This window comes from Rhodopseudomonas palustris HaA2, from assembly GCF_000013365.1.
Taxonomy (GTDB): Bacteria; Pseudomonadota; Alphaproteobacteria; order Rhizobiales; family Xanthobacteraceae; genus Rhodopseudomonas; species Rhodopseudomonas palustris_J.
Map to the genome: position 1 here is coordinate 5037116 of NC_007778.1, position 18756 is coordinate 5055871.

Annotated in this window: 15 protein-coding genes and 1 tRNA gene; 12 read left to right on the forward strand and 4 right to left on the reverse strand. The window is 66.7% G+C overall.

The features are described 5' to 3' along the window. Window positions 1-3 precede the first annotated feature (3 nt). From RPB_RS22420 to RPB_RS22430, 3 genes are read left to right on the forward strand one after another with little or no spacing between them, the layout of a single operon-like run. The gene (locus tag RPB_RS22420) at window positions 4-2331 is read left to right on the forward strand and encodes an ATP-binding protein (RefSeq protein WP_011443317.1); all 2328 of its coding nucleotides are present in this window, start codon (window positions 4-6) and stop codon (window positions 2329-2331) included. Beyond that, window positions 2328-2795 (forward strand): response regulator, encoded by a 468-nt coding sequence (locus RPB_RS22425; protein ID WP_011443318.1) that lies wholly within the window; start codon window positions 2328-2330, stop codon window positions 2793-2795. The genes RPB_RS22420 and RPB_RS22425 overlap by 4 nt, the downstream gene beginning before the upstream one ends. After that, window positions 2788-3918: a hybrid sensor histidine kinase/response regulator gene (locus tag RPB_RS22430; RefSeq protein ID WP_011443319.1), complete on the forward strand. Its 1131-nt coding sequence runs from the start codon at window positions 2788-2790 to the stop codon at window positions 3916-3918. The genes RPB_RS22425 and RPB_RS22430 overlap by 8 nt, the downstream gene beginning before the upstream one ends. A 292-nt stretch (window positions 3919-4210) precedes the next feature. Here the strand turns inward: RPB_RS22430 and RPB_RS22435 are convergent. After that, window positions 4211-4285, reverse strand: a tRNA-Gln gene (locus RPB_RS22435). A 211-nt stretch (window positions 4286-4496) separates the two neighbouring features. Here RPB_RS22435 and RPB_RS22440 point away from each other — a divergent pair. Together RPB_RS22440 and RPB_RS22445 are read left to right on the forward strand one after the other, a co-directional pair. Continuing rightward, the gene (locus tag RPB_RS22440) at window positions 4497-6278 is read left to right on the forward strand and encodes an acyl-CoA dehydrogenase (protein ID WP_011443320.1); all 1782 of its coding nucleotides are present in this window, start codon (window positions 4497-4499) and stop codon (window positions 6276-6278) included. Between the two features lie 56 nt (window positions 6279-6334). Next, the gene (locus tag RPB_RS22445; protein ID WP_011443321.1) at window positions 6335-7096 is read left to right on the forward strand and encodes a crotonase/enoyl-CoA hydratase family protein; all 762 of its coding nucleotides are present in this window, start codon (window positions 6335-6337) and stop codon (window positions 7094-7096) included. Window positions 7097-7301: 205 nt separating this feature from the next. Here the strand turns inward: RPB_RS22445 and RPB_RS22450 are convergent, their stop codons facing one another. Continuing rightward, a complete protein-coding gene (locus RPB_RS22450; protein ID WP_011443322.1) occupies window positions 7302-7784 on the reverse strand; it encodes a hypothetical protein in 483 nt (160 codons plus the stop codon). Window positions 7785-7999: 215 nt separating this feature from the next. Here RPB_RS22450 and RPB_RS22455 point away from each other — a divergent pair, with 215 nt between their 5' ends. The 7 genes from RPB_RS22455 (at window position 8000) to RPB_RS22485 (ending at window position 17404) form a co-directional block, all read left to right on the forward strand. Further along, window positions 8000-9676, forward strand: coding sequence for a bifunctional metallophosphatase/5'-nucleotidase (locus RPB_RS22455; RefSeq protein ID WP_041799003.1), 1677 nt, complete (start codon window positions 8000-8002; stop codon window positions 9674-9676). A gap of 211 nt (window positions 9677-9887) precedes the next feature. Beyond that, window positions 9888-10817, forward strand: coding sequence for a histone deacetylase family protein (locus RPB_RS22460; protein ID WP_011443324.1), 930 nt, complete (start codon window positions 9888-9890; stop codon window positions 10815-10817). A 71-nt stretch (window positions 10818-10888) separates the two neighbouring features. After that, window positions 10889-11140, forward strand: a complete 252-nt coding sequence (locus RPB_RS22465) for an exodeoxyribonuclease VII small subunit (protein ID WP_011443325.1) — start codon at window positions 10889-10891, stop codon at window positions 11138-11140. Between the two features lie 507 nt (window positions 11141-11647). After that, the gene (gene dxs / locus RPB_RS22470; protein WP_011443326.1) at window positions 11648-13564 is read left to right on the forward strand and encodes a 1-deoxy-D-xylulose-5-phosphate synthase; all 1917 of its coding nucleotides are present in this window, start codon (window positions 11648-11650) and stop codon (window positions 13562-13564) included. A gap of 332 nt (window positions 13565-13896) precedes the next feature. Next, the gene (locus tag RPB_RS22475; protein WP_011443327.1) at window positions 13897-14637 is read left to right on the forward strand and encodes a TlyA family RNA methyltransferase; all 741 of its coding nucleotides are present in this window, start codon (window positions 13897-13899) and stop codon (window positions 14635-14637) included. A 69-nt stretch (window positions 14638-14706) separates the two neighbouring features. Beyond that, the gene (locus RPB_RS22480; protein WP_011443328.1) at window positions 14707-16119 is read left to right on the forward strand and encodes an MATE family efflux transporter; all 1413 of its coding nucleotides are present in this window, start codon (window positions 14707-14709) and stop codon (window positions 16117-16119) included. Window positions 16120-16165: 46 nt separating this feature from the next. Next, on the forward strand, window positions 16166-17404 hold the full coding sequence (locus tag RPB_RS22485; RefSeq protein ID WP_011443329.1) for a class I SAM-dependent RNA methyltransferase: 1239 nt from the start codon (window positions 16166-16168) through the stop codon (window positions 17402-17404). A gap of 452 nt (window positions 17405-17856) precedes the next feature. On the opposite strand, the gene RPB_RS22490 is transcribed toward RPB_RS22485, so the two are convergent. Both RPB_RS22490 and RPB_RS22495 read right to left on the reverse strand, forming a co-directional pair. Then, window positions 17857-18267, reverse strand: coding sequence for a cell division protein ZapA (locus RPB_RS22490; protein WP_011443330.1), 411 nt, complete (start codon window positions 18265-18267; stop codon window positions 17857-17859). Further along, the gene (locus tag RPB_RS22495) at window positions 18264-18599 is read right to left on the reverse strand and encodes a DUF4164 domain-containing protein (protein ID WP_011443331.1); all 336 of its coding nucleotides are present in this window, start codon (window positions 18597-18599) and stop codon (window positions 18264-18266) included. Before RPB_RS22495 ends, RPB_RS22490 begins: the two co-directional genes overlap by 4 nt. Window positions 18600-18756: the final 157 nt, after the last annotated feature.

Genomic DNA, 18756 nt, shown 5'->3' on the forward strand with positions numbered 1-18756 from the left:
GCGATGAACGAACCGCAACCACCGACGACCGCGCCAGACGCATCCTCCCAGGTGCGGGATGAATTTGCGTTGGCTGCCGATCTCACCGAATGCGATCGGGAGCCGATCCACATTCCCGGTTCGATCCAGCCTCACGGCGTTCTGATCGCTCTCGCCGAACCTGATCTGCGACCCGTCTCGGTCAGCGCCAACATCGAAGCGGTGCTCGGACTATCGCCGGAGGCCGTGCTGGCGGAGCCGTTGTCGGCGCATCTGTCGGCCGACAGCGCCAGCCTGCTCCGCGATGCGCTGTCCGGCGACCTCGCCGCGGCCAATCCACTTCACGTCGAATTCCTGACCAGTTCGGGCACCCGGACCTTCAACGGCATTCTGCATCGTCACGATAGTCTCTGCATCCTGGAGTTGGAGCCGCGCGACACCACCGAATCGTCCAGCGAATTCTTCCGAAGCGTTCGCGCTGCAATCAGGCGGCTGCAGAAGGCGACCAGCGTGCTGATGGCCTGCGACATCGCGGCCCGCGAAGTGCGCCGGATCACCGGTTTCGACCGCATCAAGATCTATCGATTTTCGGCCGATTGGAGCGGACAGGTGATCGCCGAAGATCGTATCGACAGCATTCCATCGCTGCTGGATTTCCACTTTCCGGCCTCTGATATTCCGGCGCAGTCGCGCGCGCTGTACACCAGCAACACCGTCCGGATCATTCCGGATATCGGCTATCGCCCGTCTCCATTGTTGCCGGACCGCAATCCGGTGACCGGCGGTCCGATCGATCTCAGCTATTCGGTGCTGCGCAGCGTCTCGCCGATCCACGTCGAATACATGGTCAACATGGCGGTGTACGGGGCGATGTCGGTGTCGATCGTGCGCGAGGGCCGCCTCTGGGGCATGATCTCGTGCCACAACACCTCGCCCCGTTTCGTCGCCTACGAGATCCGTCAGGCCTGTGAACTGATCGCGCAGGTGTTGACCTGGCAGATCAGCGTGCTCGAGGAAGCCGAGATCGTCCATCACAGCGTCCAGGTGCGCGCCACGCAGAACAAGCTGCTGCACCAGTTCGGCGACGAGCAGAGCCTCCACGGAGGGCTGAGCCGGATCGGGGACGAACTGCTCGCATTGATGAGCGCCTCCGGATTTGCGCTGTGCGGATTCGACAACATCACGTCGTTCGGGCAGACCCCGTCGCCGGTGCAACTGCGCGACCTCGCGCGCTGGATCAACTGCACCCAGCCCAACGGCGTATTCGAGACCGACCGCCTCGCGGCAATCTACGACGAGGCCGCGACTTACAGCGATATCACCAGCGGCGTGCTCGGCATCCCGCTCGGACGGGCATCGACAACCCTGTTGTTGTGGTTCCGGCCGGAAGTCGCGCAGACGGTGACGTGGGGCGGCGATCCGCACAAGCCGGTGCGGATCGGCCCGCACGGTCGACGGCTGCAAACCCGAGCGTCGTTCGACGCCTGGCGCGAGGAGGTGCGCGGCCGCTCGATTCCGTGGCGCAGCCACGAGATCGCTGCGGCCGTCGAAATCCGTGACCTGGTCGTCGATGTCATTCTCGGCAAGGCGGAGCAATTGGAGAGCGCGAACCGAGAACTCTCGCGCAGCAATGACGAGCTGGAATCCTTCGCCTATGTCGCCGCTCACGATCTCAAGGAACCGCTGCGGCACATCGAGGCGTTCGCCGGTCTGTTGAGCGATCTGCTCGCCCCTGAGGCCAAGGCCAAACTCAACGTCATGGTCAGCGGCATCGAAGCCTCGTCGCGGCGCCTGCGAGCGCTGATCAACGACCTCGCCGAATATTCGCGGGTCGGACGGCAGGCACGTCCACTGGCCCCGATCTCGCTGAACGAGGTTTTGTCCGAAGTCCTCGCCGATCTGAAGCCGATTCTGCAGGACACCCGCGCGGCGGTGACGGCCGGCGATCTTCCCGTCGTGCTGTGCGATGCCAGCCAGATCCGCCAGTTGTTGCAGAACCTGATCTCCAACGCGCTCAAATATCGCGACAACGGCCGCGCGCCGCAAATCACGATCGGCTCGGTGGTCGAGAACGAATCCACCGGCAGCGAAAGTGTTCGCCGGCTGCGCGTCAGCATCGCCGACAACGGCATCGGCTTCGACCCGAAATACGTCGAACAGATCTTCGAGCCGTTTCAGCGCCTGCACGGTCCGGACGAATACGAGGGAACCGGCATCGGGCTGGCGATCTGCCGCAAGATCGTCAGCCGCCATGGTGGGTCGATCACGGCCACCAGCCGGCCCGGCGAGGGCTCGGTGTTCGACTTCACACTGCCTTTGCGCGGCGCGGATGATGCGGAGCGGCCGTCATGAACCGGGATCCGATTTTGCCGACGGTGCTGGTCGCCGAGGACCACGACTACGACAAGCTGATCCTGACCGAAGTGTTCGGTCGAGCCGGCATCAAGGCGGATATCCGATTCGTCAGTGACGGCGAGCAGATGCTCGACTATCTCAAGCGCCGCCACCACTACGCCGAGGAGGGCTCGGCGCCGACGCCGACGCTGATCCTGCTCGACCTCAACATGCCGCGGTTGGACGGGCGCAAGGTGATCCGCATCCTGCGCGCCGACGAGGCTATTCGCCATCTGCCGGTGATCGCGCTGTCCACCTCGGAGAGCCCGAAGCACATCACCGAGGCCTACTCGATTGGGATCAACGCCTACCTCGTCAAGCCGGCCAGTATCCCCGACTACGTCTCCGCGATCGAATCGCTCTGGCAATTCTGGATGAAGACTGCGTCTCTGCCGATGACGGAGAGGTTCGGCCATGAGTAGGCTCGCGACCAGGATTCTGCTGGTCGACGACGCGCAGATTGAATGTCTCGCTTTCGAGCGCCAGTTACACAAGATTCCCTTCCACCGCCTGCAACTGGATTGGGTCTCGACCTATGCCGATGCGCTCGTGGCGTTCGATCGCGACCAGCACGATTTGTATTTCGTCGATTTCCGGCTCGGTCCGGACAACGGCCTCGATCTCGTGCGTCGTGCACGAGTGAACGGAATGACGAAGCCGATCATCGTGTTGACCGGCCACGGCAGCGCGGCGGTCGACAAGGCGGCGACCGACGCTGGCGCCAACGATTATCTGGTGAAGGGGGAGTTCGACGCGGTGCTGCTCGAGCGGTCGATTCGTTATGCCTCGCGCAACGCCGACGCGCTTGCGGAGGTGGGACGCCGCCTGGTCGAAAGCAGGGCGACCGCCCGCGAACTAATGGAGCAGACCAAGCGGCGCGCCGCCGCCGAGGCGGATGTTCTCCAGGTGCTCAGACAGACGATGACGGACCAGGAGGCCGAGCGTCAGCGGATTGCCCGGGAAATGCACGACAATCTCGGCCAGTCGGTAACGCTGGTTCAGCTCGGCCTCGACTCGATCGCACGCAGCGCGTCGGCGCAGAGCGACATCGCGAGCAAGGCCGCGTCGTTGAAACGCATCACGCACGATATGAGTAGGAGCCTGCATCGGATCGCCTGGGAGGTCCGCCCGACGGCGCTCGATGCACTCGGCCTGGAGGACGCGATCGGCCAGCTCGTCGCCGAGTGGGAGCCGCATTGCAGCCTGTGCTTCGATCTTCACTTCGGGCTCGGCGACCGGAGGTTGCCGCCTGATGTCGAAAGCGCCCTGTATCGCGTAATTCAGGAAGGCATCACCAACGTGGTGCGCCACGCAAAGGCGACCCGGGTCGGGGTGATCCTGGAGATGCGGGGCAACGAACTGATCTGCATCGTCGAAGACGATGGCTGCGGTGTGCCCGAGGTCGAGTCGGGCGTCGCTGAAAAAACGTCGCGTCGACTGGGCCTGCTGGGTATGCGCGAGCGGCTGGCTCTCGTCAATGGAACGGTCGAACTCGAATCTCATCCAGAAAAGGGCACGGCGGTGTTCGCGCGCGTGCCGCTCTAGGTGAACATGCTCAAGCAAGACCTTGTGCCGCAATTCCTGACACCGGAACCCCGCCGACCGAGTCGTCAGGGGCTGACCCGGATGTGCCTGCTCCTGCACCACCATGCTCGGCAGCAGCGCGGTGAATAGCGCGATGGTTTGCACGTCGGTGACGGACGTCGGATTCTGGAGATTCCAGTTCGAACCTATTAGGTCGACTTGGGGTCGACTTGGGGTCGACGACTCGGGGTCGACTCGAAAGAATGCCGCAACACAGAGGCGGTCAGCTGCTCATACAAGCTATTGAAATCATTGGCTGGGGCGGGAGGGATCGAACCTCCGCATGGGGGAATCAAAATCCCCTGCCTTACCGCTTGGCTACGCCCCATCATCGGCCGCACGGCCGCGCCAAGGCGACCGCAGCGGCTGAATCGCCGGCCGGCCCCGCCGGTCTATAGAGACGGCGGCCGGTTTTCAACCGCTGAGGGCCCGCATGGAACCGCGAAATTGCAGCCGGGCGGCCGGAGGTGACGAAAGGTTGAGAGCAGCGGCGTTTCATGGAAGAAGGCGGGCCAGCTTTCCTTTGCCGGGACAACGCCATGACCTATCGCGCTCCGATCGACGACATCCTGCTCTCCCTCAACCATGGCGCCGGCCTGCAAGCCGCGGTGGCGGCGGGGCATCTCGGCGACTATGACGGCGAGCTCACCGCGCAGGTGCTGGAAGAGGCCGGCAAGTTCGCCGGCGACATTCTGGCGCCGCTGAACCGGATCGGCGACAAGCACGGCATCAAGCTGGCGCACAACGCCGTCACCACCGCGCCGGGCTGGCCGGACGCCTATCAGCGCTGGATCGCGGCGGGCTGGAATGCGGTGTCGGGCCCGGAGGACTTCGGCGGCCAGGGCCTGCCGGGCGCGCTCAACGCGGTATGCACCGAACTCTGGGCGGCGTCGAACATGGCGTTCGGGCTGTGCCCGCTGCTGACGCTGTCGGCGATCGATGCGCTGCATGCGCACGGCAGCGACGAGTTGAAGCGCATCTATCTCGGCAAGCTGGTGTCGGGCGAATGGACCGGCACGATGCAGCTCACCGAGCCGCAGGCCGGCTCCGACGTCGGCGCGCTGCGCACCCGCGCCGAGCGCGCGGCCGACGGCAGCTACAGGATCTTCGGCAGCAAGATCTTCATCACCTATGGCGACCACGACATGACCGACAACATCGTGCATTTCGTGCTCGCGCGATTGCCCGATGCGCCCGCCGGCACCAAGGGCATTTCGCTGTTCCTGATTCCGAAATTCCTGGTCAATGCCGACGGCACGCTGGGCGCGCGCAACGACATCTTCCCGAGCGGCGTCGAGCACAAGCTCGGCATCCACGCCTCGCCGACCTGCACCATGCAGATGGGCGATCAGGGCGGCGCGATCGGCTATCTGATCGGCGAGGAAAATCGCGGCATGCAGTGCATGTTCACGATGATGAATCAGGCCCGCCTCGGCGTCGGCCTCGAAGGCGTCGGCATCGCCGACCGCGCCTATCAGCAGGCCTTGGCCTATGCGCAGGAGCGCAAGCAGGGCCGCGCCATCGGTAGCGACAGCAAAGGCTCCGACCCGATCATCAAGCATCCCGACGTCAAGCGCACGCTGCTGCTGATGCGGGCGCTGACCGGCGCGGCGCGCACGATCTGCTATTCGACCGCGGTGGCGCTGGACATCGCGGCGCGCAGCAGCGATCCGAAGGTGAAGGCCGCGGCGGCCGCGCGCGCGGCGCTGCTGACGCCGATCGCCAAGGCGTTCTCCACCGACATCGGCACCGAGGTCGCCTCGCTCGGCGTGCAGATCCACGGCGGCATGGGCTTCATCGAGGAAACCGGCGCCGCGCAGCATTATCGCGACGCGCGCATCGCGCCGATCTACGAAGGCACCAACGGCATCCAGTCGATCGATCTCGTCACCCGCAAGCTCGGCGCCCAAGGCGGCGCCTCGGTGTTCGCGCTGCTCGACGAACTATCCATCATCGTCAAGGACGTCGAAGCCTCGAACGATCCGGCGTTCGGCGCCACCGGCGTGCGGCTGCGCGACGCGCTGGGCGCGCTCGACCGCACCAGCAGATACTTGCTGGAGAAGCTCGGAGCCTCGCCGAACGACGCGCTGGCCGGCGCGACGCCGTATCTGCGGCTGTTCGGATCGACGCTCGGCGGCTGCGCGCTGGCCGCGGAGGCGCTGGCCGCGCGCAACCTCGACGGCGCGAGCGATCCGGCGCGCGCGATCACGCTGGCGCGGTTCTTCGCCGAGACCGTCGCGGTGCAGGCGGGCGCGCTGGAGCGCAGCGTGGTCGACGCCGCCGCGGTCCTGGCCACCGCCGACGCCGTGCTGACCGCGTAGACGGCGACGCATTCACGACAACCGCGCCACAATTGCGGGCTTTTGGGGGAAATGCCATGTCGGACTATCTGATCGTCAGCGATGAAGACGCCGTGCGCGTGATCACCATGCGCCGGCCGGAGAAGAAGAACGCGCTGACGCAGGACATGTATCGGGCGATGACCGCGGCGATCGACAGCGCGCAGAACGATCCGACCATCCGCTGCCTGATCATCACCGGCGGCTCCGGCGTGTTCACCGCCGGCAACGACCTCGAGGATTTCCTCAAGGCCGGCACCGATGCGAGCGGCGCGCCGCGCGTCACCGCGGCGACGGATTTTCTCTACGCGCTCGCGCGCAATACCAAGCCGCTGATCGCCGCGGTCGACGGGCTGGCGATCGGCATCGGCACCACGCTGCTGTTCCACTGCGACTATGTGCTGGCCTCGACCTCGGCGGTGTTCTCGACGCCGTTCATCCAGCTCGGCCTGGTGCCGGAGGGCGCCTCCAGCCTGCTGGCGCCGCGCGCCATGGGCCATCACCGCGCCTTCGCCATGCTGGTGATGGGCCGCAAACTCTCCGCCGACGACGCCCGCGACGCCGGCTTCGTCAACGCCGTGGTGGCGCCCGGCCACACCGAAGAGGAAGCCATGAAAGCCGCCCGCGACATCTGCGCGCTGCCGGCCGAAGCGGTGGCGATCTCGCGCAAGCTGATCAAGCCGTCACCGACGGATCTGATCGCGCGGATCGATCAGGAGAGCAAACTGTTCGGCGAGCGGATGAAGTCGCAGGAAGCGATCGGGGCGTTCACGCGGTTCTTTCAGAGGAAGAAGGGGTAGGCAGCGCGGGGACGATTAGTTCGCCGCGGAGAGCCCACCTCCTCGAACGACACGCCGCAAGTCGATACCCTTGGCTCCGTCATGCCCGGCCCTGTGCCGGGCATCCACGTCTTGGAGCGCATCGGCGTGGCAAGACGTGGATGGCCGGGACAAGCCCGGCCATGACGAATGAGGGGCGTCGATTTTTTGTGCCCCTGAGCCCTAACTACTTCCCCTTCCCCGCCCCGAACACCTGATCGCTGAACGGGTTCGCCGCGGGCGCTTTCAGTTCGATGAAGCCGATCTTCAGCTCGCGGTGGCAGGAATTGCAGCCGGCTGTCAGGTCGCCATAGGCTTTGACGAAGGCCTTGCTGTCTTCGGCGGCGATCGCGACGGCGAGCGCGGCGATCGGTTTGGCCATGGTGGTGACGTCGTCGACCGGCAGGCTCTGGTACAGCGAGGCGGCGTCCTGCAGCCGGGTCTTGATCTGGCGGGTCTGGTAGCCGGCGAGTTTCCAGTTGCCCGTGATGCCGGCGAACCACAGCTTGATGTGCCGCATTTGGGCGGCTTCCATCAGATCGGCGAGGCGCGAATTGCCGGGCTTGATGGCGTCGGCCTGCTGCGGCGCCGGCGGCTGCTGCGCGGCGGCGGGCGCGAGGGTGGCGAGCAGGAGCGTGGCGAGGACGAGCGTGACCGGTTTCGAGCGCATGCGGCACCTGTAGAGACAATGCGCCGACCGGCGCGACGCGGACAGGTGATCATGATGCCCGCATCGGCGGTTTGCGATTCCTCAATCGTCGCCGCGTAAACACCCGGCAGCGGCGCTTGGCCGCGCCGATGGACGGCGCCGACGCGCCACAAACAGGTTGCCAGCGCGCCCCGCCTGAGCGATGCCCGCGCCGAGCGTAGCACACCGGACACATGATGACCCTTTTGAAACGTCGCCTCGCCCTGCTCGCGCCCGTATTGGCGCTGGCGCTGGCCTCGACCGCGCTCCGCGCCGACGATGCGGCGACGTCGGTCGAGCTGCGGATTCTCGCGATCAATGATTTCCACGGCTATCTGCAGCCGCCGCCGGGCGGCCTGGCGCTGCCCGACCCGGCCGATCCGGACAAGAAGACCAGCGTGCCGGCCGGCGGCGCCGAGCACATGGCGACGCTGGTCCAACAGTTGCGCGCGGGACACGCCCACAGCATCTTCGTCGCCGCCGGCGACCTGATCGGCGCCAGCCCGTTTTTGTCGGCGATGTTTCACGACGAGCCGACGATCGAATCGATGTCGCTGATGGGGCTGGCGCTGTCGGCGGTCGGCAATCACGAATTCGACGAGGGCCGGACCGAGCTGCTGCGGATGCAGCACGGCGGCTGCCATCCGGTCGACGGCTGCCTCGGGCCGCATCCGTTTACCGGGGCGAAATTCCAGTATCTCGCCGCCTCGACGGTGGATACCGCGACCGGCAAGACCCTGCTGCCGGCGACCGCGGTGCGTGACTTCGGCGGCATCCCGGTCGGCTTCATCGGCCTGACGCTGAAGACGACGCCGACCATGGTGTCGCCGCCGGGCGTCGCCGGGCTGCAGTTCAGGGACGAGGCCGAGACCGTCAACGAACAGGTCGCCGAGCTGAAGGCCCGCGGCGTCGAGGCCATCGTGGTGCTGATCCACGAAGGCGGCTTTCCGACCGGCGGCATCAACGACTGTCCGGGAATCTCCGGGCCGATCGTCGAGATTGTCAGGAAGTTCGACAGGGCCGTCGACCTGGTGATCAGCGGCCACACCCACCGCGCCTACACCTGCACGATCGACGGCCGGCTGGTCACCAGCGGCGACCGGTACGGCACGCTGGTCACCGCGATCGACCTCGTGCTCGATCCCAAGACCCGCGACGTCGTCAGCGCCAGGGCTGATAATGTCGTTGTGCGCACCGAGACGCTGGCGAAGGACCCGGCGCAGACCGCGCTGATCGACAGCTACGACAGGCTCGCCGGGCCGATCGCGGCGCGGCCCGCCGGCAGCGTCACCGCAGCGGTGTCGCGGATGCCGAATGCGGCCGGCGAAAGCGCGCTCGGCGATCTGGTCGCCGACGCTCATCTCGCCGCCACGCGCGACCGCGAGACCGGCGGCGCCGAGATCGCGATCACCAATCCCGGCGGGCTGCGCGCCGATATCAACGCCGCGGAAGATGGAAAGGTGACGTTCGGCGATGTCTTCGCCGCGCAGCCGTTCCGCAATCAGCTGGTGACGATGACGCTGACCGGCGCGCAGCTCAAAGCGGCGCTGGAGCTGCAATGGCAGGATCCGGCGCGTCCGCGCATCCTGCAGGTGTCGCGCGGCTTCAGCTATGCGTGGGACAATACCGCCGCACCGGGCGCGCGCATCGTCGCCGAGCGGATGCTGCTGCACGGCAAGCCGATCACGGCCGAGCGCAGCTACCGCGTCACGATCAACGCCTATCTGGCCGCCGGCGGCGACGGCTTCACGCCGTTCACGCAGGGCACCGACCGCCTGACTGGCGTCTACGACGTCGACGCCCTGTTCGGCTATTTCCGGGCGCACAGCCCGATCGCGCCGGCGCCGCTGGACCGGATCTCGCGCATGAACTGAGCGGCCGCGCGCGTATCACGTAAACGTGGTGAACGTATTGCCACCGCGCGCGCTGCTGATCGAATGCAGCATTTTCTTGCGCCGGACCGTTTCCACTTTGCCGAAAGATGCTCTAAGCCTTAAGCTGGCCTTTCGCGACACGCGACGGATAACTAGGTTGATCTGAAGTTATCGTCGTCACCACGCACCGGACGTTGCAGGCGCTCCCCGCATGACCACGCTCTTTCTGACCCATTCCGCGTGTCTCGAGCATCACACGCCGGAGGGCCATCCCGAACGCGCCGAGCGGCTGATCGCCGTCAACGAGGCGCTGACCGCGGAGCGGTTTTCGATGCTGTCGCGCGGCGAGGCGCCGATCGGCTCGCTCGAGCACATCGCGCTGTGCCACACCGATCACCACATCGTCGAGATGCGCCACATGGCGCCCTCGACCGGCATCGTCTATGTCGACGGCGACACCTCGATGTCGCCGGGCACGTTCGAAGCCGCGTTGCGCGGCGTCGGCGGCGCGGTGTCGGCGGTCGACGCGGTGATGAAGGGCTCGGCCGCCAACGCCTTCGTGGCGACGAGGCCGCCCGGTCACCACGCTGAAGTCACCAAGCCGATGGGCTTCTGCTTCTTCGGCAACGCCGCGATCGCGGCGCGCTATGCGCAACGCAAATACGGCATCGAACGCGCCGCGGTGGTGGATTTCGACGTCCACCACGGCAACGGCACGCAGGACATCTTCTGGGGCGACCGCACCGTGATGTACTGTTCGACGCACCAGATGCCGCTGTTCCCCGGCACCGGCTCGGCCGGCGAGCGCGGAGAGCACGACAACATCGTCAACGCGCCGCTGGCCTCGGAAGACGGCGGCAAGGAGTTCCGTTTCGCGTTCGAGACCGTGATCCTGCCGCAGCTCACGCGGTTCGCGCCGGAACTGATCGTGATCTCCGCCGGCTTCGACGCGCACTACCGCGATCCGCTGGCCAGCCTCAATCTCAAGGCCGAAGACTTCACCTGGGTGACGCAGAAGCTGATGGAGGTCGCCGACAAGACCGCGGGCGGCCGCATTGTCTCGGTGCTCGAGGGCGGCTATGACTTGCAGGGCCTGAGTGAATCGGTCGCCGCTCATGTCGGCGCGCTGATGGGCGCCTGACCGGCGCCTCCGCCTCGACGGCTCACAACAACAAGCCGCCGGCCGCGCCGCGGCGCATCCAGGAGCCGCCGATGGCCGACGCCGCCCCCGCCGATGTCAAGAAGCTGAGCTTCGAGCGCGCGATGGAGGAACTCGAAACCATCGTCAAGCGGCTCGAGGACGGCAAGGTTCCGCTGGAGGAGTCGGTCGCGATCTACGAGCGCGGCGAGGCGCTGAAGCGGCGCTGCGAGGAACTGCTGCGCCAGGCCGAGGCCCGCGTGGACAAGATTACCACCGATGCCCAGGGGCAGCCGGTCGGAACCGAGCCGCTCGACGTCCAGTAGAGCATTTTCGGGCTATTTCGATAGGATTCCGCGCGAAATGCGCCCCAGATGCGACCTGACAGGTCGTTCAGGAAACTGACAGCTTCCATCCGTCTTAGCTGATCCAGAACCGCCCGCCGCCGGTCTCGAAACCGTGACCGACAGGCAACAACCCGCTTCGGAAATTCGTGGATCAACCTTATTGGCCGAAAGTTTACGCAGGCTGGCCAGGCGTTAGGCAGCCCATGGTTGGCTTTGAATTCAGCTTTGTGTAAAGGTATGAACTTATGTGCCGCGCGTGACACAAATGCCCAATGGCAGTGTCAGGTTCGGTGGACGTGTGCTGCCGCAATAAAGTGATCCAGATCACTTCGACTGATCGAGGCGCACCTTACGCTTTGATCGTTGATTTTCTCCTGCACAAGGAGGCGGAAGCCAGGTGGGCTCCCGTGAATTGGACAAGTTCGGACCATTCGTCGCGGGCCTCACCACCCCCATAGTCAAGACTGGAAGATCGCCGTGACCGAATTGAGTAAAACGCCGCTTCTCGACACCATCCGCACACCGGACGATCTGCGCAAGCTCCGCATCGACCAGGTCCAGCAGGTTGCCGACGAATTGCGGCAGGAAACCATCGACGCGGTCTCGGTCACGGGCGGCCATTTCGGCGCCGGCCTCGGCGTCGTCGAACTGACCACGGCGATCCACTACGTCTTCGATACGCCGCGCGACCGCCTGATCTGGGACGTCGGCCATCAGGCCTATCCGCACAAGATCCTGACCGGCCGCCGCGACCGCATCCGCACGCTGCGCACCGCCGGCGGGCTGTCCGGCTTCACCAAGCGCACCGAGAGCGACTACGATCCGTTCGGCGCCGCGCATTCCTCGACCTCGATCTCCGCCGGCCTCGGCATGGCGGTGGCGCGCGACCTCGCCGGCGGGACCAACAACGTCATCGCGGTGATCGGCGACGGTTCGATCTCGGCCGGCATGGCCTACGAGGCGATGAACAACGCCGGCGCGATGAACTCCCGTCTTATCGTCATTCTCAATGACAACAACATGTCGATCGCGCCCCCGGTCGGCGCCATGTCGGCCTATCTGTCGCGGCTGTATTCGGGCAAGACCTACCGCTCGCTGCGCGAGGCCGGCAAGCAGATCGGCAAGCACCTGCCGAAGCTGATCGCCGACCGTGCCGCCCGCGCCGAGGAATATTCCCGCGGCTTCATGATGGGCGGCGGCACGCTGTTCGAGGAACTCGGCTTCTATTACGTCGGCCCGATCGACGGCCACAATCTCGATCATCTGCTGCCGATCCTGCAGAACGTCCGCGATGCCGAGACCGGCCCGTTCCTGATCCATGTCGTCACGCAGAAGGGCAAGGGCTACGCCCCGGCCGAAGCCGCGTCCGACAAGTATCACGCGGTGGTCAAGTTCGACATCGCCACCGGCACCCAGGCCAAGGCCAAGTCGAACGCGCCGTCCTATCAGAACGTGTTCGGCCAGAGCCTGGTCAAGGAAGCCGCCAAGGACGACAAGGTCGTCGGCATCACCGCGGCGATGCCGTCGGGCACCGGCATCGACATCTTCGAGAAGGCCTTCCCGGACCGCACCTTCGACGTCGGCATCGCCGAGCAGCACGCGGTGACTTTCGCGGCCGGCCTCGCCACCGAGGGCTTCAAGCCGTTCTGCGCGATCTACTCGACCTTCCTGCAGCGCGGTTACGACCAGATCGTCCACGACGTCGCGATCCAGAGCCTGCCGGTTCGCTTCGCGATCGACCGCGCCGGCCTCGTCGGCGCCGACGGCGCGACCCATGCGGGCTCGTTCGACAACGCTTATCTCGGCTGCCTGCCGAATTTCGTGATCATGGCCGCCTCCGACGAGGCCGAGCTGGTGCACATGGTGGCGACGCAAGTCGCGATCAACGACCGGCCGAGCGCGGTGCGCTATCCGCGCGGCGAAGGCCGCGGCGTCGAGATGCCGGATGTCGGCGTCCCGCTCGAGATCGGCAAGGGCCGCGTCATTCGCCAGGGCAACAAGGTCGCGCTGCTGTCGTTCGGCACGAGGCTCGCCGAGTGCGAAAAGGCCGCCGAGGAACTGGCGACGCTCGGTCTCTCCACCACCGTCGCCGATGCCCGCTTCATGAAGCCGCTCGACGTCGATCTGGTGATCAAGCTCGCCAACGAGCACGAGATCCTGATCACCATCGAGGAAGGCTCGATCGGCGGCTTCGGCAGCCACGTGATGCAGACGCTGTCCGACCACGGCAAGCTCGACGGCGAGGTCAAGATGCGGGCGATGGTGCTGCCCGACGTGTTCCTCGACCACGACACGCCCGCGGCGATGTACGCCGCCGCCGGCCTCGACGCCAAGGCGATCGTCAAGAAGGTGTTCGAAGCGCTCGGCAAGGAACACGCCGCCGAGACCGTCAAGCTGGCGTAAGCGCCACGACGCTTCCGACTCTCTTCACCCTCCCCTGGAGGGGGAGGGTCGGCGGGTAGCGCGCGAAGCGCGGTGCCCGCCGGGGTGGGGTGAGCCGCGAGCACTGCGGATGAACTCTTCGCCACCCCAACCCGCTCGCTGCGCGAGCGACCCTCCCCCTCCAGGGGAGGGTGATGTTCGCGGCGACCGCTAGCTTTCAGGTGCGATCGCCGCCACGCGCGGGGAGAGGTGTACTCAACGCTCTCACGGATCATGAAGATCCACCTCGTCGCTGCCGATGTCCTGCACCTGACGCTCTGGAGATCGGCGATGACGTTCCCATCGGGCTGAGCATGGCCAAGCCGACCGATCCATCGCCCCGCAAGCGCGCCGACGTCGTGCTGGTCGAGCGCGGCCTGTTCGAGAGCCGCGCCCGCGCGCAGGCGGCGATCGAGGCCGGGCTGGTGTTCGCCGACGGCAAGCAAGTTACCAAGGTGTCCGAACAGATCCCGCTCGACGCCGCGCTCGACGCGCAGCCGGCGCATCCGTGGGTGTCGCGCGGCGGGGTCAAGCTCGCCGGCGCGCTGGAGCGCTATCCGATCGCCATCGAGGATCACGTCTGCCTCGACGTCGGCGCCTCGACCGGCGGATTCACCGAAGTACTGCTCGCCGACGGCGCCGCGCTGGTGTTCGCGGTCGATGTCGGCCGCGATCAGTTGCATCCGTCGCTGCGCGGCCACCCCCGGATCGTGTCGATGGAAGCCACCGACATCCGCAGCCTGGAGGGCAAACGGCTGCCGCAGCGGCCCGACGTGGTGGTGATCGATGCCAGCTTCATCTCGCTGAAACTGGTGCTGCCCGCCGCATTGTCGCTGGCCGCCGCGCCGATGAGCCTCCTGGCGCTGATCAAGCCGCAATTCGAGGTGCCGTCGAAACACGGCATCGTCCGCGACGCCGAAGCGCATCGCGCGGTGATCGACGACATCACCGCCTTCGCGGCCTCGCTCGGCTGCACCGATATCGCCGTGTTCGCCTCGCCGATCGCGGGCGGCGACGGCAATATCGAGTTCTTCCTCGGCGCACGCAGGGGTTGAGTTTCATATTCTTGCACGTCGTGATCCGATGGTCACGCTGCAGCCGCAAGTTGGGCTATGGTGCGCGCCATGACCTCCTCGGATTTGCACCTCGCCGCCGGCGCCCGCGCGCCGGCGCAATCGTCTGCGTGGCGGACTGAAATCGTCGAGACGCTGTGGCTCGCGGTGCCGATGGCACTGACGCAGCTCGGCCAGATCGCGATGATGACGACCGACCTCGCGCTGATCGGCCGGCTCGGCGATTCCGCCGTGGCCGCGGCGGCGCTCGCCCATACGGTGCTGTTCATCGCCTTCATGCTCGGCATCGGCCTCGTCTCCGCCGTGGCGCCGCTGGCGGCGCAGGCCTATGGCGCACGCGAGCCGCGCCAGGTCCGCGCATCGCTGCGCGTCGGGATGTGGGCGGCGGTGATCGCCGGCATCCCGCTGACGCTGAGCCAGTTCTACGGCGAGCGGATGCTGCTGGCCGCTGGCCAGGAGCCGCAGGTGGCTGAGCTCGCCGGGCGCTATCTGCATGGGCTCGCCTGGTCGCTGGTGCCGGGCTGGATCTTCATCGCGCTGCGCAGCTTCATGGGCGCGGTCAACCGCCCCGAGCCGGCGCTGTGGATCATGTTCGCCGCGGTGCCGCTGAACGGCGTGCTCGCCTACGCGCTGATCCACGGCGCGTTCGGGCTGCCGCAGCTCGGCATTTTCGGCGCCGGCCTCGCCACCAGCATCATCTCGATCGCGATGGGCATCGCCGCGGCGGTGGCCTGCGTGACGCTGCAGCCTTTCCGCAAATATCAGGTGTTCGGCGAACTGATGAAGTTCGATGCGCCGCTGATGCGACGGCTGCTGGCGCTCGGCCTGCCGATCTCCGGCGCCTCCGTGCTGGAATACGGCGTGTTCGGCGCCGCCGCACTGTTGATGGGCCAGATCGGCACCGCGGCGCTCGCCGCGCATCAGATTGCGCTGCAGATCGCCGCCATCATGTTCATGGTGCCGCTCGGCATCTCGCTCGCCGCCACCGTGCGCGTCGGCCATGCGATCGGCCGTCACGATCCGGCCGGCGCACGCCGCGCCGGCTTCACCGCGATCGGGCTCGGATTCGTCTTCATGGCCTTGATGACGCTGCTGGTGGCGCTGACGCGGCACGAGATTCCGCAACTGTTTCTCGGCAATTCCACGACGGCCGTGGAGACCGCGCAGCTCACCGCGTCGCTGCTGCTGGTCGGCGCCAGCTTCTTCATCGCCGACGGCCTGCAGGTGGTCGCCAACGGCGCGCTGCGCGGCAAGAGCGATACCCGGATCCCGCTGCTGTTCGCGGTGCTGGGGTTCTGGGTGGTCGGCTTTCCGTTCAGCTATCTGCTCGGCTTCCCCGGCGGCTTCGGCCCGTTCGGCGTTTGGATCGGGCTGGCGATCGGGCTCGCGGTCTATGCCGCGCTGCTGGTGGCGCGATTCCATCTGCTGACGCGCGCGCCGCCGCCGGTTCCGGCGCAAAGCTGATCACTTCCGGCTTTACGCATCGCGGCGCGAAGCCTATCGGATCGCAATGAACGAACTCATCGCAATCGATCACGTCGGCCACCGCGGCGACGGCGTCAGCCTGGGCCACGGCGGCGCGGTCTATGTGCCCTATGCGCTCGGCGGCGAGACGATCGAGGCCGAGCCGGTCGCCGGCCATCCCGACCGCCGCAAATTGCGGCGCGTGGCGGTCGCGAGCCCGCAGCGGATCGATCCGTTCTGCCCGCATTTCGGGATGTGCGGCGGCTGCGCGATCCAGCATTGGCAGAGCGATGCGTATCAGGCGTGGAAGCGCAATCTCGTGGTCGAAACGCTGGCGCAGGCCGGGATCGACTGTGCCGTCGGTCCGCTGATCGACGCCCATGGCGCGGGTCGCCGCCGCATCACCCTGCACGCCCGCAAGGGCACCCACGACGTGCTGAAGGTCGGCTTCAGCGCCGCGGCCAGCCACGACGTGATCGCGATCGATCACTGCCCGATCCTCGACCCGGCGCTCGACGGCGCGATCGAGGCGGCGTGGGCGCTGGCCGAAGCGCTGACCCTGATCGGCAAGCCGCTCGACATCCAGGTCACCGCCGCCGAGAACGGGCTCGACGTCGACGTCCGCGGCTCCGGTCCGCTGCCGCCGAAGCTGATCGGCGCGCTGTCGCTGCTCGCTGAAAAGCACCGACTGGCGCGGCTGACGCGGCACGGCGAGTTGGTGCTGATGCGCACGCCGCCGACGATCGCAATCGGCAGCGCACGCGTCACGCTGCCGCCGGGCGCGTTCCTGCAGGCGACCGCGCTCGGCGAACAGACGCTGGCCGAACTGGCGCTCTCCGAGATCAAGCGCGTGAAGCTGATCGCCGATCTGTTCTGTGGCGTCGGCCCGTTCGCGCTGCGGCTCGCGACCAAGGCGCGGGTGGTCGCCTATGACAGCGACGCGCCGGCGGTGAACGCGCTGCAGAAGGCCGCGCAGGCCACCTCCGGGCTGAAGCCGATCAAGGCCGAACCGCGCGATTTGTTCCGACGCCCGCTGGCGCCGCCGGAACTGCTCGATTTCGACGCCGTGCTGTTCGACCCACCGCGCCAGGGCGCGCAGGCGCAAGCCGCGCAACTAGCGGCAAGCAAAGTGCCGCTGATCATCGCGGTGTCGTGCAACGCGCAGACCTTCGCGCGCGATGCAAAGCTCCTGATCGACGGCGGCTATCGGCTGGAGAAGGTGACGCCGGTCGATCAGTTCAAATACACGCCGCACGTCGAATTGGTGGGCGTATTGCGGAAGTAATAACTTCCCGCGCGTCCAGCAACAAGCAACACGCTATCATTCGTCGTTCCGGGGCGCGCATTGCAACCCTCTCCCCGCTTGCGGGGAGAGGGTGGACCGAGCGCGCGAAGCGCGGTCGGACCGGGTGAGGGGGCGTCGCGACGAGCCGGAGCAGCCGATCACCACAACTGCATCGCCGCGGCCACTTCTCGATTTCATAGCAGCGCTCGGCCTTGGCGAGACGCCCCCTCACCCGGCCCGCATCTTCGATGCGGTCCGACCTCTCCCCGCGCGCGGGGAGAGGTGAAGGCTGCGGCTCTTGAATGTTGTTTCGTTGATCATGTCATTCCGGGGCGCGAGCGATAGCTCGCGAACCCGGAATCTCGATGTGCTCTGAACCTCGGGATTCCGGGTTCACGCGCTGCGCGCGTGCCCCGGAATGACGTAGTTGAGTGTCGGGTCGAGAACGCGAACTACCCGATCGCGATGCCGCCGCCGATGGTGCGGTTCAGCACCTGCGTGGTGCGTTCGATGCGCTCGGCCGCCGAATTCAGCGCGGCGGCGACGGCACGGTTGGTCGTCACGGTGCGGTCGAGCGCCTGCGTGCGGTCCTCGCGCAGCACCTCGACTTCCTGCTGCAACGTGGCGAGGCGGCCGTGCACGTCGAGCAGTTCGTCGGCCATCATCAGCGCGGCCATCACCGTGAGCCGCGCATCGCCGATCTCGCCGAACCGGCCACGCAGACTCTGGATCCGGCTCTCGAGATTGTCGGCGAGGCCGAGCAGCTGCGGCTCCTGGCCGGGCTCGCAGGCCATCCGGTATTGCCGGCCGTTGATGGTGACGCTGACATGATTGGCGGAGGCGGCCGCGTCCTTCGGATTCATGACGGCTCCTCCTCGTCGGCCGGCTCGGTGTCGAGCACGGCGCGAATGGTGCCGATTGCGGCGTCGAGCCGCTGCGCGATCTCGCGATTGGTGCGCTCCAGCCGGCGGGTGCGCACCAGCGAGCCGTCGAGCTCGTCGGCGAGCCGCGAGCGGTCGGCGCCGAGCGCCTGAATCCGCGAAGCCAGCTCGTCCTCGTCGCGATCGGCCTCGGCACGACGCTCCACCGCGCTCTCCAGTGCCTCGAGCGCAGCGGCAATACGACGCGTCGCCGCGACGATCTCGGTCGGAGCCTGATCGGCGCTGATGGAACCGGGGACGGGACGATCGGTCATGGTTTGTTGCGCGACCCCTCGCAGCTTCAGGCGTCCAAAATAAAAGCCACGATCAGACAAGCCTTTAGAGCGCGAAATTTACGTGGCAAGAGAGCCGAGCGCAACGCTGCTGCTCAACTATGCACCATAAAGCGCAGGCCTCGGGTTTGTCGCAGGT

What these genes read in the sequence shown, in the direction of transcription:
- RPB_RS22430 (WP_011443319.1), top strand. Translation starts at nt 2,788, where the DNA reads ATGAGTAGGCTCGCGACCAGGATTCTGCTGGTCGACGACGCGCAGATT.
- RPB_RS22485 (WP_011443329.1), top strand. Translation starts at nt 16,166, where the DNA reads ATGAACGAACTCATCGCAATCGATCACGTCGGCCACCGCGGCGACGGC.
- RPB_RS22465 (WP_011443325.1), top strand. Translation starts at nt 10,889, where the DNA reads ATGGCCGACGCCGCCCCCGCCGATGTCAAGAAGCTGAGCTTCGAGCGC.
- RPB_RS22420 (WP_011443317.1), top strand. Translation starts at nt 4, where the DNA reads ATGAACGAACCGCAACCACCGACGACCGCGCCAGACGCATCCTCCCAG.
- RPB_RS22425 (WP_011443318.1), top strand. Translation starts at nt 2,328, where the DNA reads ATGAACCGGGATCCGATTTTGCCGACGGTGCTGGTCGCCGAGGACCAC.
- RPB_RS22475 (WP_011443327.1), top strand. Translation starts at nt 13,897, where the DNA reads ATGGCCAAGCCGACCGATCCATCGCCCCGCAAGCGCGCCGACGTCGTG.
- RPB_RS22445 (WP_011443321.1), top strand. Translation starts at nt 6,335, where the DNA reads ATGTCGGACTATCTGATCGTCAGCGATGAAGACGCCGTGCGCGTGATC.
- RPB_RS22490 (WP_011443330.1), bottom strand. Translation starts at nt 18,267, where the DNA reads ATGAATCCGAAGGACGCGGCCGCCTCCGCCAATCATGTCAGCGTCACC.
- RPB_RS22480 (WP_011443328.1), top strand. Translation starts at nt 14,707, where the DNA reads ATGACCTCCTCGGATTTGCACCTCGCCGCCGGCGCCCGCGCGCCGGCG.
- RPB_RS22450 (WP_011443322.1), bottom strand. Translation starts at nt 7,784, where the DNA reads ATGCGCTCGAAACCGGTCACGCTCGTCCTCGCCACGCTCCTGCTCGCC.
- RPB_RS22455 (WP_041799003.1), top strand. Translation starts at nt 8,000, where the DNA reads ATGACCCTTTTGAAACGTCGCCTCGCCCTGCTCGCGCCCGTATTGGCG.
- RPB_RS22495 (WP_011443331.1), bottom strand. Translation starts at nt 18,599, where the DNA reads ATGACCGATCGTCCCGTCCCCGGTTCCATCAGCGCCGATCAGGCTCCG.
- RPB_RS22460 (WP_011443324.1), top strand. Translation starts at nt 9,888, where the DNA reads ATGACCACGCTCTTTCTGACCCATTCCGCGTGTCTCGAGCATCACACG.
- RPB_RS22440 (WP_011443320.1), top strand. Translation starts at nt 4,497, where the DNA reads ATGACCTATCGCGCTCCGATCGACGACATCCTGCTCTCCCTCAACCAT.